Source organism: Ruegeria sp. SAZA006, assembly GCF_059613465.1.
Genome location: NZ_JBXWSO010000004.1, coordinates 397,518 through 423,388 on the forward strand (window position 1 = coordinate 397,518; position 25,871 = coordinate 423,388).

A 25,871-nucleotide genomic window follows, 5' to 3' on the forward strand; every position below is an offset into this window, starting at 1 on the left:
ACGATCAGGCCAGCAGCACTTGACCGTTCTTGAGGTGACGCGAAATCAGACCGCGCTGCTTGTGACCCTTTGGAATCAGGGCGGCTGGCCGCGGTTCAAAGCCGGGGTCCTCAAGCTCGGGGAACAGGGCCAATATCTCAGCGCGAGCCGCCTCGGGGATGGATTTCAGCGCTTCGGCGCCGGCGAACAGGCTTTCGCTTGGGGTGTCGTTGGCAAAGACGACCTGATGCGTGTCGAAAAGAAGGTGGAAATAGCAAACGGATTCCTTGGCACAGACCCGGTCAATACCGTCCAGCGGCAGCAGCGACTTGGCCGAAACCAGCACCTCGTTGGTATTGAACATGCGTTGCGCGATCTTTGACCGCACCAGAATGCGGTGCTGGGGCGAAACGGTCAGGTCCTGCGTTGGCAGCCCTGCGCCGAGCGCGCCGGCGGCGATCCGGATCGGAACCAGTTTCGGATTGGCGGAGAAGTCGACGCTGTCCAGTTCACGGCGCCCGATCCAGCGGATCGGCTGATAGCTGCCAGCGTAGGTCAGAACCAGATCTCCGACCGACAGTTCTTCGATCCTTGTTGTCCCGTCCTTGGTGGTGATCAATGTACCGGCGGTAAAGCATGGGACATTCGAAATCGGCGATGCCTGACCATCACTGCTGCCGGCAACCTCATAGGTCGTGCCGGGAGTCGGCAGGACGGGACCGCTGATGCCGACATTCACACCGTCGATGCGAATGACCCAGAACGTGTCGCCGGAGGTTGTCGTAAAACCGAACTCAAGCTCGACCTGATCGCCGGGCTGAAAGGTCTGTCCGTTGATCGTCACCGCCTGGCTCAATACCTGGTCGTTGTTGGCCGTACTGGGCGATGACCCGTCCCCGGGCGTGTCGATGTAACCGTCCGAAAACAGCTGGCTGGCCGTGCCGTCGTCATCCTCGACGTTGATGACGGTCAGTGCGGCACCGGCATTCAAGGAAAAGGTGGTTCCGACGGGATAGCCGACAGTGTTGTTCGTCGATGCGCCGGTCCATTGGTCGAACCCGTAAATCGGAACCGTGAAATTGAATGTCGCCAAACCTTAACTCCCTGTTACCGCTTGTAGTTACAGAACGACAAACGCGCAATTCAACTCTCGTCAGGGCTTTGATGCACAAAGAGGTGCGATACGCTCCAAGTTGCCTGAAATTTCAGCATTTGGTGAACGCTACCGTTTGAACAGAACGTTCTGCGCGTCTTTGCTGCGATGGTCTCCGCGCAGCTCGGCATGCAGGGCACGTCCCGCCTGAACTCCGGGGCGGGCTCCCACGGTTTCCAGCCACCGGCCAAAGTGGGGTTTGTCCTCCAGCGTTTGCTGTTGACCCTCCCACAGGCTGGCCCAGCCCCAAATCGACATATCGGCGATCGAAAAAAAGTCGCCGGCAACATATTCGTTGTCGGCAAGGCGCCGGTCCAGAACGCCGTACAGGCGCGCAACCTCGGTGCGATAGCGGTCCTTGGCATAGGGCAGGTCCTGCGGCGGGTCCAACTGGGGGGCATATTTCAGAAAGTGGTGTGCCTGTCCGGCCATCGGTCCGACGCCACCCATCTGCCACGTCAGCCATTCCTCGACCGCGATCCGGTCACGCTCGGTCGATCCGTAGAACCGGCCGGTCTTGCGGGCCAGATACATCAGGATCGCGCCGCTTTCGAAAACCGAGATCGGTGCGCCATCCGGGCCCTCTGGGTCGACGATCGCCGGCATCCGGTTGTTGGGCGAAATCTTCAGAAACTCGGGCGCGAACTGATCGCCCTTGCCGATGTTTATGAGGTGGGTCTGGTAGGGCAGCCCCATCTCTTCAAGGGCAATGGATACTTTCCAGCCATTTGGCGTGGGCCAGAAATACAGGTCGATCGGGTGTGTCATGGGGCCTCCGTGTTGCGGGACGATCATGAGCCATTCGCCGCAAAGGGCAAGTGTGCGATGGATGTCGCGGCTTGACGCCCGCGCGCCCGAGGCGTATGCGCAATCCAGAAACCACGTGGCGATTTGTTACCGGATTGCGGGCCACGCTAAACAACACCGCTAAAAGGTCAGGATGAAAGACCCCTTTCGCTTGACCGCGTCTGGGGTTTTTTTGATTTGCCCTCGGGTTTCGGGGCCGAAAGGTAAAGACATGAGCGAAAGCTGGAACAAACGCACCCAAGCCGTCCACGGCGGTATCCGTCGCAGCCAGTACAACGAAGTCAGCGAAGCGATTTTCCTGACGCAGGGGTTCGTCTACGACTCCGCCGAGCAGGCCGAAGCTCGGTTCATCGAGACTGGCCCGGACGAGTTCATCTATGCCCGTTATGGCAACCCGACGGTTGCGATGTTCGAGCAGCGCATCGCTGCGCTTGAGGGGGCCGAGGATGGTTTTGCGACGGCGTCCGGTATGGCGGCTGTGAACGGAGCGCTGACCTCGATGCTGAAGGCGGGCGATCACGTGGTTTCGGCCAAGGCCCTGTTCGGGTCGTGCCTGTACATTCTGGAGAATATTCTGACCCGCTATGGTGTCGAGGTAACTTTTGTCGACGGCACCGACCTGGATCAATGGAAGGCCGCGATCCGGCCCGACACCAAGGCCGTGTTCTTCGAATCCATGTCGAACCCCACGCTCGAAGTCATCGACATTCGCGCGGTGGCTGAACTGGCCCATGCGGTGGGGGCCACCGTGATCGTCGACAACGTGTTCTCGACCCCGGTGTTCTCGCAGGCGATCGCGCAGGGCGCGGATGTGGTGGTTTACTCGGCCACCAAGCATATCGACGGGCAGGGCCGCGCGCTGGGCGGCGTGATCCTTGGAACCAAGGAATTCATCCGCGGCACGGTAGAGCCTTACCTGAAACACACCGGCGGCGCGCTCAGCCCGTTCAACGCCTGGATCATGCTCAAGGGGCTGGAAACGTTGGCGCTGCGGGTCAATGCCCAGGCCGAGACGGCACAGAAACTGGCCGAGGCGCTGGAGGGGCACCCGGCGCTGGAGCGGATCATGTATCCGGGCCTGAAATCTCATGCCCAGAACGCTCTGGTGCAGAGCCAGCTGGGGGGCAAGGGCGGTACGGTCTTGTCGCTGGACATCAAGGGGGGCAAAGACGCGGCCTTCCGGTTCTTGAACGCGCTGACGATCCCGGTGATCTCGAACAATCTGGGCGATGCCAAGTCCATCGCAACCCATCCCGCAACGACCACGCACCAGCGGTTGAGCGATGCGCAGAAAGACGAATTGGGCATCACGCCCGGTTTGATCCGCTTTTCTGTCGGGCTCGAAGATGCTGACGATCTGCTGGAGGATATTCGGCAGGCATTGTCGGCTGCTGCGGTGTGACGGCGCACACGCGCCATTGAACACATCGGCAACCGCGCAATGTCGTCCGGATAAAAGGGCGCAATCCGTTCGGAAATGGCGGTTTTGCGATGGTTTTTTCGATCCGGGCTGCTATCTCACCCGTATTGGGTTACACTGTGGTTTCCGCCGCAGTCAGAGATGGCCTGACGACACACCGAGGATACGCAGCCAATGAACATTCATTCGCGCGACATTGACGAAAAACCTGATCGGGACGAGGCCGCTGAGGCTCTCAAGGTCTTGCGGAAATGGGCAAAGGGCGCCAGCGTGGCCGAGATCAGCCAGCTTGATCCGGCGGTGGCGCGCCTGGTGCCCGGGTTGATGCCGGACAACTACCCTGCGATGTCACGTGAATACCCCGAAGACTTCAAAGTCGATGAAGACTACAAATCTGCGTTGCCCGATCTCCAGAACGGCCCGTCCAGCCTGATCCGCGGTGCGAAACAGCAGATCCAGCATGTGGGCATCTCGAATTTCCGCCTGCCGATCCGGTTTCACAGCAAGAACGGTCCGGACCTGACGCTTGAAACCTCGGTTACGGGCACCGTTAGCCTCGAGGCCGAGAAAAAGGGCATCAACATGTCCCGGATCATGCGGTCCTTTTACAAACATGCCGAGCGTACGTTCAGTTTCGAGGTGATGGAATCCGCCCTAAGCGATTATCTGACCGACCTCGACAGTTTCGATGCAAGGCTTCAGATGCGATTCTCCTATCCCGATCGGGTCAAAAGCCTGCGTTCGGGGCTTGAGGGATATCAGTATTACGACATCGCGCTTGAACTGGTCGAACAGGGCGGCGTGCGCCAGAAGATCATGCATCTCGACTATGTCTATTCTTCGACCTGCCCATGCTCGCTGGAACTCAGCGAACACGCCCGGTCGGTGCGCGGGCAGCTTGCGACGCCGCATTCGCAGCGTTCCGTGGCCCGCATTTCGGTCGTGGTCGATTGTGACGCCGATTGCCTGTGGTTCGAGGATCTGATCGCCCTGTGCCGCCGCGCCGTTCCCACTGAAACCCAGGTGATGGTCAAGCGCGAGGACGAACAGGCCTTTGCTGAGTTGAACGCCGCCAACCCCATCTTTGTAGAAGATGCCGCGCGTCTGTTCTGTGCCGAGCTGCTGGCCGATCATCACGTGGGCGACTTCCGGGTCATCGCCAGCCATCAGGAAAGTCTTCACAGCCACGATGCGGTCTCGATTCTGACCGAGGGGCCGACATTTGCGTCCACCAGTCTGGACCCGCGCTTGTTCACGACGCTGTTCCACGTCGGCTGACACGAAAAGCGCCGTGAAAACCGGCGTGTATAGGGCGGTAGGCGCCTTTTTGCCGCAATGCAGCAAAAAATGCTGCATGAGCGCGATTATTTGCATACATTGAAGGTGACTGCAGCTGTGGCGCGCCATGTCAGTCGTGGCGCACCACCCCGAAAGGAACCCGGGACGTGTTACGCCTTGGACTGCAATACACCTTCGTCCGTCCGCGCGATCGGAACGGCAAGGGCTTTTCTACCTCGGAAATCGGGCTGCTTCATTGCTACAGGAGAGACTTGGAATGAATCCCATTGCCCAACAGCTTGAGCTGCAGGCCGCCGCCTTGCGGCTGGCCGGCTATGCCGTGACCAGCCAGATGAAAATGATGCAGGCATTTGCTCAAACAGTGTTCCCGATGCCGGTTGCTTCGGTCACCGAACCTACGAAGCTAGCCGTGAAGCCGGCCAAGAAACCGGTGGCGCGAACCACAGCCAAACCCGCCGCGAAGAAGGCGAAACCTGTGGTCAGGGCCAAGGCCAAGACGGTCGCAAAGCCGGCTCCGAAGCCGAAGGCACCTGCAAAAGCCGCACCGAAACCGGTCGCGAAGGCCCCAGCCAAGCCCAAAACGCCGCCTGCACCGGCCAAAAAACCGTCGCAACCCGCCGCAACGGCCACCCCTGCACGGCGCGTTGCTCCGGTCGCATCGGAAAAACCCGCACCGGCCGTGACGCCCAAGGTCAAGCCCAGCGCGGCAAAACCTGTGGCTTCAACCGAAGCAGCCAAGGCCAAAAAGCCCGTAGAGGCTGCAACAACCAAACCAGCCGAGGCACCGAATCCGGCCACGCGCCGCACGCGTGCGCCGTCCAAGCCACCGGCCATGCCACCCGTGGCTGAAAAAATGGACGACTGATCACAGATCATCTGCTTGACACTTTCGGGCCGGCGCGCCAACGCTGCCCGTCATGATGGATCTTCGCCCGGTCGGATATGTGATTGGCTTGCTGGTCGCCATACTTGGGGCGACCATGCTATTGCCGATGCTTGCGGACATCATCGAGGGTCGGGGCGAGTGGAACGTTTTCTTTGAAAGCGGTGTCATCACCATCCTGACCGGCGTGGTTCTGGCCATGAGCTGCTCGAATGGTGTGGGCGAGGGGCTGACCATCCGTCAGACCTTTTTGCTGACCACCGGCGTCTGGGTCGCGCTGCCGCTTTTCGGGGCAATCCCCTTCGTGTTCGGTGAGACCGAACTGCGATTTGTCGATGCCTATTTCGAAGCCATGTCGGGGCTGACCACCACCGGTTCGACCGTTATTTCCGGGTTGGATGATCTGCCGCGTGGCCTGCTTTTGTGGCGCGGTTTGCTGCAATGGCTGGGCGGGATCGGCATCATCGTCGTGGCCATGGTCTTCCTGCCCGAGCTCAAGGTCGGCGGTATGCAGATCTTCCGCTCGGAAGGGTTTGAAACCATGGGGAAAATCCTTCCGCGCGCGCAAGAGATCGCGGGCCAGATTTCGCTGATCTATGTTTTCCTGACCGTAGCTTGCGCCTTGGTGTATGCCGGTTTGGGCATGAACTTTTTCGACGCGGTCGTTCATGCGTTCACAACCGTGTCCACTGGCGGGTTCTCGAACTATGATGCTTCGTTCGGAACGTTTTCGGGGCCCGCGGAATACGCCGCGTCCGTATTCATGATCCTGGCTGCGCTGCCGTTCGTGCGGTATGTGCAGTTCGTCAACGGCCGGACAAGCTCGATCCTGGAAGACAGCCAGATCAGGGCCTTTCTGGCCACGATTGCCGTTCTGGTGGTGATCATGGCGGTCTTTCTGACATCGGTCTTTCCGCACCACTGGGAACAGGCGGTGCGCGAGTCGCTGTTCAACATCACCTCGATCATTTCCGGCACTGGCTATGCCAGTGTCGATTACATGACCTGGGGCAGTTTTCCGATCATGATGTTTTTCATGATCGGTCTGATCGGTGGTTGCGCCGGTTCGACGGCCTGCTCCATCAAGATCTTCCGCTATCAATTGCTGATTGCTTCCATCAAGGCTCAGATCAGCCGGATTCGGTCACCGCACGGGGTGTTCGTTCCCAAATATGATGGCCGCGCCATCAGCCGCGATGTCCTGACATCGGTCATGAGCTTTTTCATGTTCTTCGCGCTGTCGCTGGGGGCGTTGTCGTGGGCGCTGGCGCTGACTGGTCTGGATTTCATCACGGCAGTATCCGGTGCAGCGACGGCGCTTGCCAATGTCGGCCCCGGCTTGGGTGATCAGATCGGCCCCGCAGGGAATTTCGCAGGGCTGAACGACACGGCCAAGTGGTTGCTGACCTTCGGAATGCTGACCGGCCGGCTGGAGCTGATGGCTGTGTATGTCCTGTTCACCATTCGGTTCTGGAGAGGCTGATGAAAAGACCATTGGGCGCCCAAATCTCGCACATGCTCAAGGATCGGGGGGTCGAAGTCATTTTCGGCATTCCCGGTGTGCACAATCAGGAAATGTACCGTGGAATCGAAGAAGCGGGCATTACTCATGTGCTGGCGCGGCATGAGCAAGGCGCGGGCTTCATGGCTGACGGTTATGCAAGGGCGACGGGCAAGCCCGGCGTCGCCTACGTGATCACCGGTCCTGGCCTGTGCAACGTCATGACGCCGATGGGGCAGAGCTATACCGACTCGGTTCCGATGCTGGTTCTGTCGTCCTGTCTGGGCGAAACTCAGGCGCAGCGTGGCCAGTTGCACCAGATGAAAGACCAGCGCGCGGCCGCTGAATGCGTGACCGACTGGTCCTGTCAGGCAAACGACGCGCAATCAGCCTATGGCCTGATCGAACGCGCTTTTGAGGAGTTCGCGCTGAAACGCCCCCGCCCCAAGCATATCCAGGTCCCGATTGCGCAATTGGAGGCCGAGGCCGACCCCGCTCCTTTTCCAAACCAGGACGCGGTGCGGGTGAAGGCTCTGGCGCCGGACATTGCGCCGGTTCTGTCGCTGCTGAACATCGCACGGCGGCCGCTGTTCATACTGGGTGGTGGGTCGCGGTCGAACCTTTGGCGGCAGATTCTGTCTCAGCTGGGTGCGGCCTGTTTCACCACTTATGCGGGACGTGGGTTGGTCGGCACCGGCTATGCCCTTGATTTTGGTGCGACCTTGCCGCGACCCGGCAGTGCCGAGGTGATTGGGTCGGCCGATCTGGTCATCGCGGTCGGTGCCGAATTGGGTGAGGTCGACCTTTGGCGCGACCGGTTGGGCCACAACGCGACTTTGGTGCGGGTTGACCTCGACCCCGAGGTGCTGGCCGACCGGCACCGGGCGGCCGTCAAGCTGCAGGCCGACGGCGAAAGTTTTGCCCATGCATTGTGGTCCGCGACCCAAGACTGCAAACCGGCCATCGGCTGGTCGCCGGAAGAGGTGGCCGAAGCCCGCGCGCGCTGGCGCGCCGAGGTCGACGCGGAAAGACCGGGTATCGTGCCGGTTGCCGACGCCTTGCGTGCAGCGATGCCCGCCGACACCATGATCTATTCCGACATGACCCAGTTCGCCTATGTTGCGAAAGAGGTCTGGGACATGGCGCGCCCATACCACTGGCACCACCCGACCGGGTTCGGCACCCTGGGCTATGCGCTGCCGGCCGGGATCGGCGGCGCGGTTGCGCGGCGCGGAAAGCCAACTGCCGTGATCGCCGGTGACTACGGGTTCCATTATACGATGCAGGAACTGGGTGCGGCGGTCGAGCTGGGGTTGTCGCTGCCCATCATCCTTTGGGACAACGGTAAGCTGAAAGAGATCGAGGATAGCATGGTCGGTAGCCAGATTGCTCCGAATGCCGTTGTCGCGCGCAACCCGGATTTCTGCAAGCTGGCCGAGGCTTTCGGAGCGCGGTCGGCCGCTCCGAACTCGCTGCCGGAAATGCAGGCTGCCGTTCGTGCGGCCTTTGACGCACCAGTGCCGACCCTTGTGCACGTCACGCCCGATATCTTGAAGGGATGAAAAAAAGGCGCCGCAACATCCTGCGGCGCCTTCAAATTCTGTTCGTGACTTCCGGTCAGCCCCAGCAATTCACCAGCACGGTCATGCCAGTCGCGCGGCGGTTCAACTCGTCAGGCGAAACTTGGCCGGTTTCCTGCGCGGTCTGGGCGGTTGCCCCGGCCTTTGACAGGATCTCGTGAAGGCGATCGGCCGCGGCAGCCAGGCTGACATCGCGGGGCAGGGTGCGCCCCTCGGTCTGCGCAGGCAGCAGCATTCCGACCACGTTGCCGTGATCATCGAATACCGGGCCGCCTGCGTCTCCGGGTTGTGCGGTCAGGCTCAGGCGGGTCACGCCGGCCTCTCCGTTCAGCCCGCGGATATCGGCGATCTTGCCGTAGGTCAGGGTCGGAGCCCCCAAAGCGCCCTCATATGAGTATCCCGCGACGGCCACTTCGGATTGCAGGCGAGGCTGGGCTTCGTTCAAAGCCGCAACGGCCATCGGTGCCAGCGTCTTGTTGGGGCGCAGGACCGCTATGCCCAGTTCGGGATCGCTCCACGCGGTTTGCAGTTCCTGACCGTCCTCAAGGGTGACGCGGGTGCAGTTCTGCACCGCCTCCGCCACGGTCAGGACCAGACCGTTGGGATCGGCGAAAAAGCCCGATCGCGACAACCTTGGTTTTCTGAGTTGCAGACCGGACATCAAGTCGATGCTTTGCTCGGCATTGGCGCCAGCCGCAGCATCAAGAACACCATCGGTGGTTTCAAAGCTGGCGGTCATTGCGGCCAGAACCCGGGCGCGGCGTGCGTCATCGTCTTCGGGCCAAACAAGGGTGAAGCCTTTGATCTTGCCGTCGCTCAGATTGGCCTGTGTATAGGATACGATCCCGTTGCCACGGCCTTCGATGGTAAACCTGTCGCCACGCAGCTCACGCGGGCCGTTCAGCGGCACGATCTCGAGCGATTGCATCGCCTCGAACAGCGCGCGCAAAGTGGTTTTGCTGCCCTCCTGGCTGATCAAAACGACCCGTGCGTCCAGATCCCCGCTGGAATTGAAATGCGCGAACGGCGCCTCGTATCGGTCGAAGGCAATTACCCCAAGCGGCAGATCGACGGAAATCCCGGCGCGATCATCAACGTGACGGGCCATGCCGACGCTGATTAGCGGGGCGTTGTAGTCATCCATCAGGGCCTTGCGCTGTGCCGTCGTCAGGACGCCGGTCGGTTCAAAGCCGTTGAACCGCTGCCATTCCGCCATCGACCGGCGTGTACCTTGGCCGAATGCCCCGTCAATGGTCGAACTGTAGAACCCGGCAGCCTGCAATGCGGTTTGCAGGTCTTTTCGTTCCTGTCCGCTCAGCAGCCGCTCGGACTGCAGGGCCTGTGATCTCGTCTCGTCCGAAGGTTGCGGCGTCAGACCGGCCTGAGGCTGCTTTGGCTGCGGCTCGGGCTGAACGGGCGCTGTGATTGCGCCGCGGTTCAGGACGTTGGCGCCAATTGGCCAGAACTGCTGCCCAAGGGCGCCTGAAAAGGTGATGAAACTGTCTGAGGGGATCTGCCGTTCGGCCCGGTAGACGCGCAGCACCTGCTCGGCGTCGGCCCGCAGATAGGGGCCGATCACGATGGCGTACCAGCCGCTGTTCAGGCGGAACCCGTTCACGTCGGGCAGGGCATTGGCATAGACTTGCGCCCGGTCCTGCGCCTCGCGCAGCGATGGCTGCGCTTCGACCTGAACCCAGACGCCTGCGTCAGCCCCCTGTTGAGCATACGCAGCGCGCAGGCCGACTGTAATCAGTAAAAGAATTGCAACGAATATGCGTGTCATTTTCTGCCCGTTTTATGCAGTGTTTTGGCTTTGTCTCAACTTACGCGATTCAGGGGTGAAAACGCTATGCCCACGATACGGGGAATTTCTGGTGTGGCGGCACAGTGACAGCAGGCGGGCATTGGCCCGTTGACGCCCCTTGGCCCCTTGCATAGGAAGGGCAAAACCGACCGGAACCGGGCAAATCCGCGCCCAAAGGGAATGTCATGACCGAACCGTCCAGCGCACCACGTTCATTTCAGGAAATCATCCTGCGGCTTCAGAACTACTGGGCCTCGAAGGGCTGTGCCATCCTGCAGCCATACGACATGGAGGTCGGTGCCGGTACATTCCACCCTGCAACCACCCTGCGGGCTTTGGGGTCCAAACCTTGGGCTGCGGCCTACGTTCAACCGTCGCGCCGTCCGACCGATGGCCGTTATGGCGAAAACCCCAACCGCTTGCAGCATTACTATCAGTACCAGGTGCTGATCAAACCCAGCCCGCCGGACCTGCAAGAGCTGTATCTGGGCAGCCTTCAGGCCATCGGCATCGACATGGACCTGCACGACATCCGTTTCGTCGAGGATGACTGGGAAAGCCCCACCCTGGGCGCATGGGGCCTGGGCTGGGAGGTCTGGTGCGACGGCATGGAAGTCAGCCAGTTTACCTATTTCCAACAGGTCGGCGGCCATGACTGCGCGCCTGTCTCGGGCGAGCTGACATATGGTCTGGAACGTCTGGCGATGTATGTGCTGGGCATCGACCACGTAATGGACATGCCCTTCAACGACCCGCAATCACCCAGCCCGCTGACATATGGCGACATCTTCAAGCAAACCGAAGAGGAATACGCCCGTTGGAACTTTGACGTGGCCAACACCGAAGTTCTGCTGCGCCACTTCGAAGAGGCCGAGGAAGAATGCGCCGCGATCCTGAGCCAGGATAACGTTGACCCCAAAACGGGCAAGCGCATCATCATGGCGCATCCTGCTTATGACCAGTGCATCAAGGCCAGCCATATCTTCAACCTCCTGGACGCGCGCGGCGTGATCTCGGTGACCGAGCGGCAGGCCTATATCGGGCGGGTGCGCGCGCTGGCCAAGCAATGCGCCGATGCCTTCGTGCAGACCGAAGCCGCAGGTTTTGAGGCCTGATGGCCCGTCGCACCCCACAGGAGGATCGCGCATGACCGGGAAAATGCTGGCAATTCTGTTGGTCGCTTGCGCCGTCATCGCTGGCGTCAGCATGTATTACCTGCAGGTCTACGGCTACTACTACGAGGTCGAACCCTCACCCGGTCAGGATGTTGTTCTGACCGAAACCGCGACCGGCCAACCTGTGCCCATAGCCTACAGCGCGTTTCAGGCGATCGACGCCGACAGCTCTCCGATCCGGTATCGGGCGTGTTTCCAGACAGATCTGAAGCCGGAACAGCTGGCCGTCCGCTACATGAGCGCCGAAAAGGCCGAGCCGCTGACGGCCCCGGGTTGGTTCGACTGCTATGATGCGGCTGCTCTGGCCAAGGCGTTGGCGAACGGATCCGCCCGCGCGTTCATAGGGGTCAAGAACATCCACTACGGCGTTGATCGGATCGTCGCGGTGACGCAGGACGGCTCGGGCTTTGCCTGGCATGCCCTGAACAACTGCGGCGAAAAGGCCTATGACGGAACGGTTGTCGGCGAAGAGTGCCCGCCCCGACCGGAAAACTGAGTGGTCGGGATGGGGTTCATCGTTGAAATCCCCGGATTTCTGACGGCAACGCTGGGCTTTGCCGTCTACCTGATGGGCGCCGAGATCAACGCCCGCGCCGAGGTACTGCGCCGATTCAACATTCCCGAACCCGTGACCGGAGGTCTGTTGGCCTCGCTGGTGGTTCTGACGCTTTATCTGTTGTTCGGGATGGAACTGGAGTTCGACCTGACCGCGCGGGATTTCCTGCTGGTGCTGTTCTTTGCCGGGATCGGCCTGAACGCCCGGCTGTCCGACCTGATCGCGGGCGGAAAGCCTCTGCTGCTACTGCTGATCCTGACGTTGCTGACGATCGTGGCGCAGAACCTGATCGGCGCAGCGGGGGCGGTGGCCTTCGGCTATCCGGCGCAGTCCGGCGTTCTGTTCGGCTCGGCCGCCCTGATCGGCGGCCATGGCACCGCCATCGCCTGGGCGCCCGAGGTCGGGCAGGTGACCGGGCTTGAGGGTGCGACCGAACTGGGGGTGGCCGTTGCGACCCTCGGGCTTGTTCTGGCTGCACTGGTCGGAGGCCCCATCGCGCGTCTGTTGATCGAAGGGCGCGACCTGACGCCAAACCGACCGGACGAGGAACACACGATCGGCGTACCCGACGAGCCGTCAGATGCGGCCGCGAAGATCGACCACCTGACGGTGATGCGGGTGCTGCTGTACCTGAACATAGCCATCATCGCGGGCTATGCTCTGTCCGAGGTGATCCTGGCCGCGGGTTTGAAACTGCCGCTGTTCGTGCCTTGCCTGATCATGGGCATCGTAATTGGCAACCTACGCCCGCTGCTGGCCCCGCGCGCCGCGCCGGTGTCGCGCACACCGTCGCTGGCGCTGATCTCGGAATTCGCGCTGGGCGCGTTTCTGGCCATGTCGCTGATGAGCCTGCAGCTGTGGACCATCGCCGATCTGGGCCTGTCCATCGTGGTGATCATGACGGCGCAGACGTTGTTTGCAGTGGCTTTCGTGATCTGGGTTCTGTTCCCGGTCATGGGCGCCAATTACCGCGCAGCCGTGCTGGCGGCGGGGTTCGGCGGCTTCGCGCTGGGCGCGACACCGACCGCAATTGCCAATATGACCGCCGTAACCAAGCGATACGGGCCTTCGCCTATTGCCTTTATCGTGCTCCCCCTTGTATCCGCATTCTTCGTGGATATCGCCAATGCCATCGTCATCCAGACGATCGTCAATTTCTAAGGATCGAAAATGCCCGACCTGCTGATCGAACTGTTTTCCGAGGAAATCCCCGCGCGCATGCAGACCCGCGCCGGCGAAGATCTGAAAAAACGGATCACCGATGGTCTGGTCGAGGTCGGTCTGACCTATGCCCATGCCCATGCCCTGACCACGCCGCGCCGCCTGACGCTGGCGGTCGAGGGGCTTCTGGCCGCAAGCCCCACCATCCGTGAAGAGCGCAAGGGCCCCAAGGTTGGCGCGCCGGACAAGGCCATCGATGGCTTCTTGCGTGGCGCTGGGATCAGCAGCGACCAGCTGGAGGAACGGGACACGCCCAAAGGTGCAGTCTATTTCGCGACGATCGAGAAACCGGGGCGCCCGGCGGCCGAGATCGTGGCCGAGGTTCTGGCTGACACGATCCGCAACTTCCCCTGGCCGAAATCCATGCGCTGGGGCAGCGGGGCCCTGCGCTGGGTGCGGCCGCTGCATTCGATCCTGTGCATCCTCAGCGATGAAAGCGGCGCGCAGGTCGTGCCGATGGAGGTCGACGGGATCACCGCCGGCGACACCACCGAGGGCCACCGCTTCATGGCGCCGGGCCGGTTTGCCGTGGCCGGGTTCGAGGATTACGCCGCCAAGCTGAAGCGCGCCTATGTCGTGCTCTCGCCCGAGGAACGGGCCGAGCACATCTGGAACGACGCACAGAACATAGCCTTTGCCGCCGGTCTGGAGGTGGTCGAGGACAAGGGCCTGCTGGCCGAGGTGGCCGGGCTGGTCGAATGGCCGGTGGTGCTGATGGGGCAGATCGACGATGAATTCCTCGACCTGCCGCCCGAGGTGCTGCAGACCTCGATGAAAGAGCACCAGAAATTCTTCTCGGTCCGCAATCCCAAGACGGGGCGGATCGAACGGTTCATCACCGTGGCCAACCGCGAAACCGCCGATCACGGGGCGACCATTCTGGCCGGAAACCAGAAGGTGCTGTCGGCCCGTCTGGCCGATGCGAAATTCTTCTGGGAAAATGATCTGCGCGTTGCCAAGGCAGACATCACGCAATGGACCCGTGCGCTGGAGAACGTGACCTTCCACAACAAGCTGGGCACCCAGGCCCAGCGGATCAACCGCATTGCTGCGCTGGCGCGTGAACTGGCCCCGGTGACGGGCGCCGACCCGGACCAGGCCGAGACGGCCGCGCGGCTGGCCAAGGCCGATCTGAGTTCGGAAATGGTCTATGAATTCCCAGAACTTCAGGGGCTTATGGGCCGTTATTACATCCAAGCCGCCGTCGAAGACGCCGCCGTGGCCGCCGTGGCGCAGGAGCATTACTCGCCTCTGGGCCCGTCGGATGACGTGCCCACCGTGCCGCTGTCGGTGACCGTGGCGCTGGCCGACAAGCTGGACACGCTGACGGGCTTCTGGGCGATTGACGAAAAGCCAACCGGCTCGAAAGACCCATTTGCGCTGCGAAGGGCGGCGTTGGGGGTAATCCGGTTGACCGCAACCAATGAACTTCGTCTCCCATTGCTCGCTTTTCTAGTTACTCAAATGACGCGCAACCAAGAAGCGGCGCGAGCACGGACAATCGATGATGTACAGGACTTCGACAGTATTGAAGACTTTGATTCCATCGGTGGTGCCGATGAACGTAGTCCGACCGAGATTGCATATGAGCTCCTCTCGTTCTTCCACGACCGCCTCAAGGTCTTCCTGCGCGACGAGGGCATTCGCCACGACGTGATCGACGCCTGCATTGCGATGGACGGCAATGACGACTTCAACCTGCTGGTCAAACGCGCCCGCGCGTTGAATGCGGTAATCGCGACCGAGGATGGCGAAAACCTCGTGCAGGGGTTCAAGCGGGCCAACAACATCCTGACCCAGGCCGAGGAAAAGGACGGGGTCGAATACTCTTTCGGTGCCGATCTGAAATTCGCCGAAACCGACAGCGAAAAGGCCCTGTTCGCCGCGCTGGATGAGGCGCAGGCCAAGATCGCACCGGCACTCAAGGCCGAGGATTTCCCGGCGGCAATGGCGGCGATGGCCGCGCTGCGTGGGCCGATCGACGCGTTCTTTGAGGACGTCCAGGTCAACTCCGACAATGCCGTGCTGCGCCGCAACCGCCTGAATCTGCTGAGCCAGATCCGCCAGATCTGCTCCAGCGTCGCGGACCTGACCAAGATCGAAGGCTGACCCAAAGGGCGCGCCCACAAGGCCCTTGCGCGGAAGGCTGGGGCGCTTATGCTGCGGTGAAACCAAAAGGTGCCGCAGTGCAGAATAATCCGCATACCACGCTCATCACTCCTGATGCTCCTGTCGCCGCCGACACCCATGGCGGCCGGGCGAAATGTCTGCAGCGCCTTGTGCGGTTGGACCTTCCCGTACCGCGTACGGTGGCCCTGTCCTTCGATCAGGTGCGACGGATCGCTGACGGCGATATCCCGGCAATCGAAGCCATACTTGAACAGTTCGACGCATCGGCGCTGCTGTGCGTGCGCCCCAGTTCCGAGGACCCTGACTGGGGTGGTCCCGGCGCGGTTCTGAACATCGGGATCAACGATGCCCGTTTCGTGGAATTGTCCGACAAGATGGGCCCCGAGGCCGCCGCCGCATTGTATCTGCGGTTCGTCCAAAGCTATGCGATCCACGTTGCGCGTCTGGACGCGGACGTTTTCGACGACATCGAAGCCGATGGCCGCGAAGGCCTGCGCCAGACCCTGCGCGCGTATGAGGACGAAACCGACGAAGCGTTCCCTCAGGACCGGGGCGAGCAGTTGCTGGCGGTCCTGCGCTCGATGGCGCGGGCGTGGGATGGAACGTCCGCCCGCCTGTTGCGGCAGGCCAAGGGCGCTCCGGCGGATGCAGGGCTGGGCCTTGTCATCCAGGAGATGATCCCGGGCGTCGGCCAGGGCGAATGCGGATCGGGTGTGTTGCAGCTGGTGGATTCCTCGACCGGCATGCCGCAGATCACAGGCCGCTACCTGAGCCAAAGCCAGGGGCGTGATGCGCTGGGCGAGGGGGTTGCCGCCCTGTACCTTGAAAAAGACCCACGCGGGCAAGCGCTCGAGGATGTTGCGCCTCAGGCCTTTGCCGACCTCAAGGCCCATGCGGCGTTGATGCGGCGCAAATTGCGCGAAGAGATGCAGGTCGAATTCGTGATCGAAAACGGCAAGGTGCATATTCTGGACGGGGTCCGCGTTCAGCGCAGCGCCCGCGCCGCCATGCGGATCGCGGTTCGATTGGCCGAGGATGGCATCATCACCCAGCAGGAAGCCGTCATGCGGATCGATCCGCATTCGTTGAATGAGTTGCTGCACCGTCAGGTGCATCCCGAGGCCAAGCGTGACGTGCTGACCACGGGCATCGGGGCCAGTCCCGGAGCGGCCACCGGCCGGATCGTGTTCACTTCGGCCGAGGCACAGGCCAGCGCCGCACGCGGTGAGCCCTGCATTCTGGTGCGCCGTGAAACCTCGCCCGAGGATGTGCGCGGCATGCACGCCGCGGTCGCAGTACTGACCGAAAAGGGTGGCATGACCAGCCATGCGGCCGTGATCGGGCGCGGCCTGGGGCTGCCCTGTATCGTCGGCGCGTCCGAGATGCGGTTTCAGACCAAGAAAAAGCAGCTTTCCGTTCCGGGCGGCCGCGTTTTCACCACTGGCGACATTCTGACGATTGACGGAAGCTCGGGCCAGGTTTTGGCAGGCGAGCCGGCGATGCTTGAAGCTGCTCTGGATGACTGTTTTCAGACATTGATGAGTTGGGCCGACGCCGAGCGTGACATATCAATTCGTGCCAATGCCGACACACCTGCCGACGCGCAGGCTGCGCGGAACTTCCAGGCGCAGGGGATCGGGTTGTGCCGAACCGAGCATATGTTTTTTGACCCCGGTCGCCTGATCGTGATGCGCGAGATGATTTTCGCTCAGACTTCATCGGGGCGCGCGGCGGTTCTGGAACGGTTGCTTCCGATGCAACGCGATGATTTCGTGCAGCTTTTCCGGATCATGGAAGGCCAGCCCGTCTGCATCCGATTGTTTGATCCGCCTCTGCACGAGTTTCTGCCGACCACGCGCAGCGGGCAGCGCGAGCTGGCCGAGGCGCTGGACCTTCCGGTTTCGGATGTCGAGCGTCGGGTGGACGAAATGAGCGAATACAACCCGATGCTTGGGTTGCGGGGCGTGCGTCTAGGTATCACGGTGCCCGAGATCTATGACATGCAAGCCCGCGCGATCTTCGAGGCGACGCTCGAAGCCAGCAAGAATGGCGCACCGGTGGTGCCCGAGGTCATGATCCCGCTTGTTTCAGCCAAGCGTGAGGTCGAGCTGATCAAGGCGCGGGTGGACACAGTTGCCGCCGCCGTTGCGGCCGAGCGTGGTCAGGAGTTCGAGTACCGGTTGGGTGTGATGGTCGAAACGCCCCGGGCCTGTCTGCGTGCCGAGGAAATCGCTCCTCACGCCTCGTTCCTGAGTTTCGGCACCAACGACCTGACACAGATGACCTATGGCCTGTCGCGCGACGATGCGGGACGCTTCATGTCGGCCTATGTCCGGCAGGGTGTGTTCACCGAGGATCCGTTCCATGTTCTGGACGCCGATGGAGTCGGCGAACTGCTCAAGCTGGGCTCGGAGCGGGGGCGTACAGCCCGGCCCGATGTCACGCTTTCGGTCTGTGGTGAACATGGCGGCAACCCCGAATCAATCGCCCTTTGTCGGGATTTGGGGTTCGATTATGTGTCGTGTTCACCCTTCCGAGTCCCGGTCGCTCGGCTGGCTGCCGCTCAGTTGGCGATTTCGTCAAAACTTGGGGGTTGACAGGCCGTCAAAGCCCTAGGAATAGTGGTTTCGGGATGGACCTGTGGCTGATTAATTTTGGCCCCGCGGGCAAGATTCTTCTTGCTTTTTCCTCAGAACTGGACCTTTCGCGCCTTCTGCGTTATGACCCCGTCGCGCCCGCCGGGGGAGGGTATGGCGCGTGAAGTGCCTGTGCGAGGTTATCTGATGCTACGATACATACTGGCTGTTGCCATTGCGGCGGCAACCGTGATGCCGAGTGCGTCCGTTGCCGAGAGGGAAGCCACCGAGACTGCCAAGCGTGAACTGGTGTCGCGCAACGAGGTGCCGGGACAAAGCTTTCGCGACTATCTGAAGCTGTTCCAACCCAGGAAAGAGGCCCAACCGGTCGAGGTTTCCTACACCAAGGCCTGGCTGGACCAACAACCCAAAGCCAGCGGCGGCGAAGATCTGAAATGCTTGGCCGAGGCCCTGTATTTCGAAGCGCGCGGAGAGAGCGTGCGCGGCCAATTCGCGGTTGCCGAGGTGATTTTGAACCGGGTGGAAAGCACCCGTTTCCCGAACACCGTCTGCGGCGTGATCCGCCAGGGAACAGGCAAGAAATACCAGTGCCAGTTCACCTATACCTGTGACGGCCGCAAGGAAGTCATTCACGAGAAGAAAGCCTATGAGCGGGTGGCCAAAGTTGCCAAGGCCGCGATCGAGGGGATCAGCGATCCGCTCACGTCGGGGGCCACGCATTACCACACCAAGGCGGTGCGCCCGTCGTGGTCGCGCGTTTACAAGGAAACTGCGCGCATCGGTGTGCATATCTTCTACCGCCACAACTACCGCACTGCGAGCAACTAGCGCGCATTGACGCACCCGCGCTGGAACGTTGATGGCGCGGGTGAAACCAGGGGCTATATTGCGGGCAAGGAGACCCGCAATGAATCTGAGCCGCCGAAGCCTTTTGAAATCTGCCGCCGCGCTTGCGGTGTTTCCAACGCTAGCGCGCTCCGCGCCGCTGACCCTGACTGCGCGCGAGGGCGCTCAGTTGATTGCCCCTCCGGGGTTTCCGGAAACCGCTATCTGGGGCTTTGATGGGCAGGTGCCGGGCAGCCCCATCCATCTGCGGCAAGGCGAGCGTGTTCAACGCCGCTTGGTGAACGAACTACCGCAAGCCACCTCGGTTCATTGGCACGGTATCCGCATCGACAACGCTATGGATGGCGTTCCGGGGCTGACTCAGGATGCCGTTCCAGGCGGCGCGACCTTCGACTATGATTTCATCGTGCCGGACGCCGGAACCTATTGGTACCATGCGCATAACAAGTCAGTCGAACAGGTGGCCCGTGGCCTGTATGGCCCATTGATCGTGCACGAGTCCGAAGCGCCGGATGTGGAGCAGGATCTGGTGCTGATGCTGGATGACTGGCGACTTGATCCGGAAACGGCCCAGATTACCCGAGACTTCGACAACGGTCATGACCTCAGCCATGCTGGACGGTTGGGAAACCTCATCACGGTCAATGGTGCATTCGACCCATCCTTTCCTGTTCAACAAAACCAACGACTGCGTCTGAGGTTGATCAACGCCGCAAATGCGCGTGTCTTCACCGTTGGCCTGGACGGAATGGCCGGATGGATTGTCGCACTGGATGGAATGCCGTTGGCCGAGCCGATCCCGATTGAGGACACGTTCCCGCTGGCCCCGGCACAACGTGCGGATTTGTTGGTGGATGTGCTGGCTGCGGATGCTGAAACGGCCAGCCTGTTCAGTCAGGAACGTGACGGCGCCTTTGGTTTGGCGCGATTTGCGGTGGCAGGGCAGGCGGCATCCACTCCCCGGTCGGGAGTTCGGCCATTGCCGCCGAACCCGCTTCCGGAAATGACGGACTTCAACAACGTACCGCGGCACGAGATGAGGCTGCAGGGCGGTGCCATGCGCTGGCTCGAAGGCGCGCGAATTGGCGAGACCGAGCTCTCGGGCCGGGAACTGGCTCAGCTGGGGCGGTTCTGGGCGCTGAATGGCTACGCCGAGAGACCCGAAGACCCGTTTCTGGACGCGCCCTTGGGAAGCGTCCACCGGATTGCCTTCGTGAACGAAACTGCATTCCCGCACGCGATGCACTTGCATGGCCACCACTTTCGGCTGATCTTGCCGGACGGAAGTTTTGGGCCATGGCGCGACACGGTTCTGGTCGAACGCGGCGAGACTCGCGAGATTGCGCTGGTCACCGATAACCCGGGCAACTGGCTGCTGCATTGCCATATGCTTGGACACGCCGCATCGGGTATGATGAGTTGGTACCGCGTCACCTGACGCCGCATTCGGCGGCTGGAATGGCGTTTGCTTGAATGCTATAGCCGCGCGGAACCACTAAATTGGGCAAACCTGTCCAAGCTGCCCGAAAAGGCCCGCGCCATGAGTACTGAAATCCGCCTTGCCTTTGCGCACCCGTCCGAACGGTCCGAGGCGACCGCGCCACGCGGGCCGCTGGATCGTATCTCGCTGCGCGACCACATTGTCGAGGTTGAGATTGGCGCTTTTCAGGCCGAGCGGGGCACCACCCAGCGCATCTGTTTCAACATCGTGGTCGAAGTGCGGCCGCTGACCGAAAACATCGACGATGATGTCGATCGCATCCTGTCCTATGACCGGGTGACCGAGGCCATTGCCTATGAACTGGCGGCCGAGCGTCTGAACTTGCTCGAAACGCTGGCGGATCGAATAGCCGAGCGGATCCTGCTTGAACCTCAAGCGGTAAGGGCTTTTGTCCGCATTGAAAAACTGGACCGGGGCCCCGGCGCTTTGGGAGTCGAGATCGTGCGTGGCAGAGATGCCGTCCATCACGATGTCATCGAGGAGGAGCGTCCGCATCCCCGGCTGGTCTTTCTGTCGAACGCAGCGATTGAGTCCGACAACCTGTCCGGCTGGATCGACCAGCTGGAAAACCGACAGCGGCCGCTGATTCTGTGCGTGGGCGCCTCCGAACTGCCGGTGCCGCAGACCGGCCATGCCATGACCCAGCGCCGGATCGACCTGCTGGCGATCGAGCAGAATGCGTGGGTGCTGGCCGCGCGTGATCATCGCTGCGTCGTCGTCTCGACCCGGACCGAACTGGACTGGGCCATGAAGAACGGCCAGATCTGTGTCTGGGCACCGTCCAAGATCGTGCTGGATGCGGTCGATGGGCCTTCGGCGGCACCGTCCGATGCGGTGGCCTTGGCGGCCTGGTTCGCCGCCACCTTTGAGGCCAGCGAAATGCTGGTCATTGGCGGGGAACTGCCCGAGTCGCCCAAAACGCCGCTCCGGGCGGTTCCGGTGGAGCAGGCGCAACTGTGACCAGTTATTATCGCCCATTGGTGCAACACGGGCCTGTGCGCCCGGACGGGGCCTTGCCACTGGCCGGGCAGGGCCTGTGGTTCACCCATGCCGAATGCCTGCAACGTGACGCGGCACCCCGGATCGTTGCGGCCGCCGAAATCCCTGAATCGTGGCAGGACCGGCTGATACGACCGCGCGCCGCGATTGCCGGTCTGGACATGACGCAGCCGCAGATCATGGGCATCCTTAACGCCACGCCCGACAGCTTCTCCGACGGTGGCAAGCACAACACCCCCGACGCCGCGCGGGCGGCGGCTCGGGAAATGGTCGCGCACGGTGCGACTATTCTGGATATCGGCGGTGAATCTACCCGCCCCGGTGCTGATTTTGTGCCCGAGGACGAAGAGATCGCCCGCACCCAGCCCTTGATCCGCGCGATCCGGGCCGAGACACCGGCGCTGATTTCGATCGACACGCGCAAATCCGCCGTGGCAAGGGCCGCGGTCGAGGCGGGGGCGGGGCTGATCAACGACGTTTCGGGCTTTACCTTCGATCCCGCGCTTGGCGCTTTCTGCGCCAAGATCAACGCGCCGGTCTGCGTGATGCACATGCAGGGCGACCCGGCCACGATGCAGGACAACCCGACCTATGATGACGTTCTGCTGGACGTTTTCGATTTCCTGTCGGGGCAAGTGGCCCGGCTGGAAGGCCTTGGGCTGAATCGGGGCCGGATCATCGTCGATCCGGGTATCGGGTTTGGAAAGACCGAGGAACACAACCTGACCCTACTACGCAATCTCAGCCTGTTTCACGGGTTGGGCTGCCCGATCCTTCTTGGCGTGTCACGCAAGGGCTTCATCGGCCGGATCGGCGCGGAACCGCGCAAGGATGCCCGCGCGCCGGGATCAATTGCCGTTGCGTTGGCCGGATTGTCGCAAGGTGTGCAGATCATCCGGGTGCATGACGTGGCAGAGACCGCTCAGGCCTTGCGCCTGTGGGCCGCTGTCCGGTAATCCGGTCGCAGGCAGGACTTTGTGGAGTAACAGGTATGCGCAAGCTGTTCGGAACCGACGGGGTGCGGGGCACCGCCAACACCTATCCGATGACGGCCGAGATGGCGTTGCGGATCGGCGCGGCCGTGGGGCGGTACTTCCGCCGGGATGGCTCGGGCGTTCATCGGGTGGTGATCGGCAAGGATACGCGCCTGTCGGGCTATATGCTGGAAAACGCGCTGACGGCGGGTCTGACGTCGACCGGCATGAACGTGCTGCTGCTGGGGCCGGTGCCGACACCGGCGGTCGGGCTGATGACCCGGTCGATGCGGGCCGATCTGGGTGTGATGATCTCGGCCAGCCACAACCCGGCCGAGGACAATGGGATCAAGTTCTTCGGCCCCGATGGATTCAAACTGTCCGACCAGGCCGAACTTGAAATCGAACAGCTGATCGAAGAGGGGGTCAAACCCGCGCAGGCGCAGAATATCGGGCGCGCCCGGCGTGTCGATGACGCGCGGTTCCGCTATGGCGAGCGGGTCAAGTCATCTCTGCCGCGCGAGCTGCGTCTGGATGGCCTCAAGGTGGTGATCGACTGCGCCAACGGCGCCGCGCACCGCACCGCGCCTGAGGTGCTGTGGGAACTGGGGGCCGAGGTGATCCCTGTTGGAACCGCACCCAACGGCAAGAACATCAATCTGGGCTGCGGCTCGACCCAGCCGCGCGTGGCGGCCGAGGCCGTCGTGGCGCATGGGGCGGATGTGGGCATCTGCCTCGACGGTGATGCCGACCGGGTGGTGATCGTTGATGAAACCGGACAGGTCGCCGACGGTGATCAGCTCATGGCCCTTTTGGCCACCGCCTGGGCCACTTCCGAACGGCTGAAAGGCGGCGCGCTTGTTGCGACCGTTATGTCGAACCTGGGTCTGGAACGGTTTCTGGGCGCGCGCGGGCTGCGGCTGGAACGGACGGCGGTCGGTGACCGCTATGTGGTCGAGCGTATGCGGGAAGGCGGGTTCAACCTTGGCGGCGAGCAATCCGGCCACATCGTCATGAGCGACTATGCCACCACGGGTGATGGCCTGATGGCGGGGCTGCATTTCCTGGCCGAGATGGTGAATTCGGGGCGCAAAGCCTCGGATCTGGCGCAGCAGTTCGAGACGGTGCCGCAACTGTTGAAGAACGTGCGCTATGGCGAAGGGCAGGCCCCGCTGGAAGCGGAAACGGTCAAGGCCGCGATTGCTGATGCCGAGGCGCGGCTGAACGGGCAGGGGCGGTTGCTGATCCGCAAGTCGGGCACCGAGCCCTTGATCCGCGTGATGGCGGAATGCGAGGATGACGCCCTTTTGGCACAGGTGGTCGATGGGATCGTGGCCGAGGTCGAAGCCGCCGCGCGTCAGTAGCCCAACAGCAACTTGCGCAGGCTGAACCATTGGCTGATGGCCATGCCTGTCAGGATCAGCGCCAATGCTATGTAGAACCGCAGCGGCAGTGCCTCGGACAGGATCCACGCGCCGAAGATCATCGACCAGACCGGTACCTGATAGTTCACCAGCGTCATGAAGACCGACCCGGCGCTGCGAATGATCGACACCCGCAGCAACGTCGCAAAGGCCGTTGGCACAAGTCCCAGCACGATCAAGGCAAGGGTTGGGCGCAGACCCTGCGGGGTGGGCACGCCCTCGGTCACCACCATGATCGGCAGCAGGATCACCGCACCCACGACCAATGTCAGTGCGGCCAGTACCACCGGGTCGATCGGCGGGCAGCGCCGGGTCAGGATCGACGCCACCGAGTAGCAGAACGCCGCCCCGATGCAGGCCAGTTGGGCCAGCGGCTCGGCCCCGCTGCCCAGTTGCGCCAGCCCTGGGCCGATAAGCACCAGCGCTCCGGTGAAGCCCAGCGATACCCCGACGAAACGACGTGCGTTCAGGGGTTCATCCGAGAAGAAATGCGCCAGCGGCAGCACCATCAGCGGAATCGCCGCCATGGACAGCCCGGCAAAGGCCGAGGGTACATATTGCTGCCCCCAGCTGAGCAGCACGAAAGGCAGCGCGGTGGACAGGATGCCGATCAGGATTACCGACCACGCGAGACTTGGTGTCAGGCTGGGGATGCGCCGCCGGGTCAGCCCCATCAAGGCCAGCAGCATCACCGCCCCCAGCGTCGTCCGCGCCGTGGCCACCGTGATCGGGCCATAGCCGTCCAACGCCATCGCGACGACCATGAAGGTGCCGCCCCAGATCAGGCCCAGGGCAATGACGCCGCTCCAGTCGCGTATGTTGGGTTGAGGCACCATCGCTGGCCGTTCATCCGTTCTGCATGAAAAGGGCGGCCACCGGGGCCGCCCTTGGGTCCAAGCCGTTCGGGCTTAGTTCTTTTCCTGATCGACCAGCTTGCCGGCCGAAATCCAGGGCATCATGCCCCGCAGCTTTTTGCCGACTTCTTCGATCTGGTGTTCGTCGTTGGCCCGGCGCGAAGCCTTGATCGTGGGCTGACCGACCTGGTTTTCCAGCATGAAGTCGCGCACGAACTTGCCCTGCTGGATGTCGTTCAGAACCTCTTTCATCGCCTTCTTGGTCTGCTCGTAGGGCAGGATGCGCGGGCCGGTCACGTATTGACCGTATTCCGCGGTGTTCGAGATCGAGTAGTCCATGTTGGCGATGCCGCCTTCATAGATCAGGTCCACGATCAGCTTCACCTCGTGCAGACACTCGAAATAGGCCATCTCGGGTGCATAGCCGGCCTCGACCAGGGTTTCAAAGCCACAGCGGATCAGTTCGACCAGACCGCCGCACAGAACGGCCTGCTCGCCGAACAGGTCGGTTTCGCATTCCTCGCGGAAGTTGGTCTCGATGATGCCCGAACGGCCGCCGCCGATGGCCGAGCAGTAGGACAAGCCGATTTCCAGCGCCTTGCCGGTCGCGTCGGTGTGGACCGCCACAAGGCAGGGCACGCCGCCGCCTTTGACATATTCGCCGCGCACGGTGTGGCCGGGGCCTTTGGGCGCCATCATGATGACGTCCACGCCCTCTTTCGGCTCGATCAGGCCGAAATGCACGTTCAGGCCGTGGGCAAAGGCGATGGCCGCGCCGGGCTTGATGTTGTCATGCACGTATTTCTTGTAGGTCTCGGCCTGAAGCTCGTCGGGCATGGTGAACATGATGACGTCGCACCAGGCCGCGGCCTCGGCGATGCCCATCACCTGCAGGCCTTCGGCTTCGGCTTTCTTGGCCGAGGGCGAGCCTTCGCGCAGGGCGACGACAAGGTTCTTGGCGCCTGAGTCGCGCAGGTTCAGCGCGTGGGCGTGGCCTTGGGAACCGTAGCCCAGAATGGCCACTTTCTTGTCCTTGATCAGGTTGATGTCGCAATCGCGATCGTAATAGACGCGCATTTTGCCGGTCCTTTCTGTTTCGATTGCTGCGGTTCTATCTCCAGTGATTGCTATTGGCGAGAGCGATGACATTGGATATTGACGAAAGAAG

At 62.0% G+C, this 25,871-nt stretch carries 20 protein-coding genes and 1 riboswitch; of the genes, 15 read left to right on the forward strand and 5 right to left on the reverse strand.

The annotated features are described in order from the left end of the window. Nucleotides 1-4 precede the first annotated feature (4 nt). Together AC2FNZ_RS04690 and AC2FNZ_RS04695 are read right to left on the reverse strand one after the other, a co-directional pair. Nucleotides 5-1,072, reverse strand: coding sequence for a Hint domain-containing protein (locus tag AC2FNZ_RS04690; protein ID WP_496839692.1), 1,068 nt, complete (start codon nt 1,070-1,072; stop codon nt 5-7). Nucleotides 1,073-1,201: 129 nt separating this feature from the next. Continuing rightward, nucleotides 1,202-1,900, reverse strand: coding sequence for a glutathione S-transferase N-terminal domain-containing protein (locus tag AC2FNZ_RS04695; RefSeq protein WP_093963004.1), 699 nt, complete (start codon nt 1,898-1,900; stop codon nt 1,202-1,204). A 105-nt stretch (nt 1,901-2,005) separates the two neighbouring features. Further along, nucleotides 2,006-2,083: riboswitch (SAM riboswitch) on the forward strand. Between the two features lie 67 nt (nt 2,084-2,150). Here AC2FNZ_RS04695 and metZ point away from each other — a divergent pair. From metZ to AC2FNZ_RS04720, 5 genes are all read left to right on the forward strand, one after another. After that, a complete protein-coding gene (gene metZ, locus AC2FNZ_RS04700; protein ID WP_496839693.1) occupies nt 2,151-3,341 on the forward strand; it encodes an O-succinylhomoserine sulfhydrylase in 1,191 nt (396 codons plus the stop codon). A gap of 192 nt (nt 3,342-3,533) precedes the next feature. After that, complete coding sequence (gene folE2, locus AC2FNZ_RS04705) at nt 3,534-4,637, forward strand: GTP cyclohydrolase FolE2 (protein WP_496839694.1); 1,104 nt, start codon at nt 3,534-3,536, stop codon at nt 4,635-4,637. Nucleotides 4,638-4,956: 319 nt separating this feature from the next. Next, nucleotides 4,957-5,523, forward strand: coding sequence for a hypothetical protein (locus AC2FNZ_RS04710; protein ID WP_496839696.1), 567 nt, complete (start codon nt 4,957-4,959; stop codon nt 5,521-5,523). Between the two features lie 52 nt (nt 5,524-5,575). Beyond that, nucleotides 5,576-7,024: a TrkH family potassium uptake protein gene (locus AC2FNZ_RS04715; RefSeq protein WP_480633303.1), complete on the forward strand. Its 1,449-nt coding sequence runs from the start codon at nt 5,576-5,578 to the stop codon at nt 7,022-7,024. Then, nucleotides 7,024-8,604, forward strand: coding sequence for a thiamine pyrophosphate-binding protein (locus AC2FNZ_RS04720; protein WP_496839697.1), 1,581 nt, complete (start codon nt 7,024-7,026; stop codon nt 8,602-8,604). Before AC2FNZ_RS04715 ends, AC2FNZ_RS04720 begins: the two co-directional genes overlap by 1 nt. Before the next feature lie 55 nt (nt 8,605-8,659). Here AC2FNZ_RS04720 and AC2FNZ_RS04725 read toward each other — a convergent pair whose 3' ends face one another. After that, nucleotides 8,660-10,405 (reverse strand): serine protease, encoded by a 1,746-nt coding sequence (locus AC2FNZ_RS04725; protein ID WP_496839698.1) that lies wholly within the window; start codon nt 10,403-10,405, stop codon nt 8,660-8,662. A gap of 206 nt (nt 10,406-10,611) precedes the next feature. Between AC2FNZ_RS04725 and AC2FNZ_RS04730 the strand changes: the two genes are divergently transcribed. The 10 genes from AC2FNZ_RS04730 (at nt 10,612) to glmM (ending at nt 23,789) form a co-directional block, all read left to right on the forward strand. Further along, a complete protein-coding gene (locus AC2FNZ_RS04730) occupies nt 10,612-11,541 on the forward strand; it encodes a glycine--tRNA ligase subunit alpha (RefSeq protein ID WP_170458593.1) in 930 nt (309 codons plus the stop codon). 31 nt (nt 11,542-11,572) lie between these two features. After that, nucleotides 11,573-12,097, forward strand: a complete 525-nt coding sequence (locus AC2FNZ_RS04735; protein ID WP_480720772.1) for a DUF6446 family protein — start codon at nt 11,573-11,575, stop codon at nt 12,095-12,097. Nucleotides 12,098-12,106: 9 nt separating this feature from the next. Beyond that, on the forward strand, nt 12,107-13,318 hold the full coding sequence (gene gltS, locus AC2FNZ_RS04740; RefSeq protein ID WP_496839699.1) for a sodium/glutamate symporter: 1,212 nt from the start codon (nt 12,107-12,109) through the stop codon (nt 13,316-13,318). Nucleotides 13,319-13,327: 9 nt separating this feature from the next. After that, nucleotides 13,328-15,487 (forward strand): glycine--tRNA ligase subunit beta, encoded by a 2,160-nt coding sequence (gene glyS / locus AC2FNZ_RS04745; RefSeq protein ID WP_496839700.1) that lies wholly within the window; start codon nt 13,328-13,330, stop codon nt 15,485-15,487. A 56-nt stretch (nt 15,488-15,543) separates the two neighbouring features. After that, on the forward strand, nt 15,544-18,105 hold the full coding sequence (locus AC2FNZ_RS04750) for a putative PEP-binding protein (protein ID WP_496839701.1): 2,562 nt from the start codon (nt 15,544-15,546) through the stop codon (nt 18,103-18,105). A 186-nt stretch (nt 18,106-18,291) separates the two neighbouring features. Next, entirely contained in the window at nt 18,292-18,933 is a 642-nt protein-coding gene (locus tag AC2FNZ_RS04755) for a cell wall hydrolase (protein WP_496839702.1), read from the forward strand. Between the two features lie 79 nt (nt 18,934-19,012). Further along, a complete protein-coding gene (locus tag AC2FNZ_RS04760; protein ID WP_496839703.1) occupies nt 19,013-20,389 on the forward strand; it encodes a multicopper oxidase family protein in 1,377 nt (458 codons plus the stop codon). A gap of 102 nt (nt 20,390-20,491) precedes the next feature. Continuing rightward, on the forward strand, nt 20,492-21,412 hold the full coding sequence (locus AC2FNZ_RS04765) for a dihydroneopterin aldolase (protein WP_496839704.1): 921 nt from the start codon (nt 20,492-20,494) through the stop codon (nt 21,410-21,412). Continuing rightward, complete coding sequence (gene folP / locus AC2FNZ_RS04770) at nt 21,409-22,407, forward strand: dihydropteroate synthase (protein WP_496839706.1); 999 nt, start codon at nt 21,409-21,411, stop codon at nt 22,405-22,407. The genes AC2FNZ_RS04765 and folP overlap by 4 nt, the downstream gene beginning before the upstream one ends. A 35-nt stretch (nt 22,408-22,442) precedes the next feature. After that, nucleotides 22,443-23,789: a phosphoglucosamine mutase gene (glmM, locus tag AC2FNZ_RS04775; RefSeq protein WP_170337916.1), complete on the forward strand. Its 1,347-nt coding sequence runs from the start codon at nt 22,443-22,445 to the stop codon at nt 23,787-23,789. Here the strand turns inward: glmM and AC2FNZ_RS04780 are convergent. Together AC2FNZ_RS04780 and ilvC are read right to left on the reverse strand one after the other, a co-directional pair. Then, entirely contained in the window at nt 23,783-24,685 is a 903-nt protein-coding gene (locus tag AC2FNZ_RS04780) for a DMT family transporter (protein ID WP_496839707.1), read from the reverse strand. The genes glmM and AC2FNZ_RS04780 overlap by 7 nt on opposite strands. Nucleotides 24,686-24,757: 72 nt before the next feature. Next, nucleotides 24,758-25,780 carry a ketol-acid reductoisomerase gene (ilvC, locus tag AC2FNZ_RS04785; RefSeq protein WP_093962496.1) on the reverse strand — a complete coding sequence of 341 codons (1,023 nt, stop codon included), beginning with the start codon at nt 25,778-25,780 and terminating at the stop codon, nt 24,758-24,760. Nucleotides 25,781-25,871: the final 91 nt, after the last annotated feature.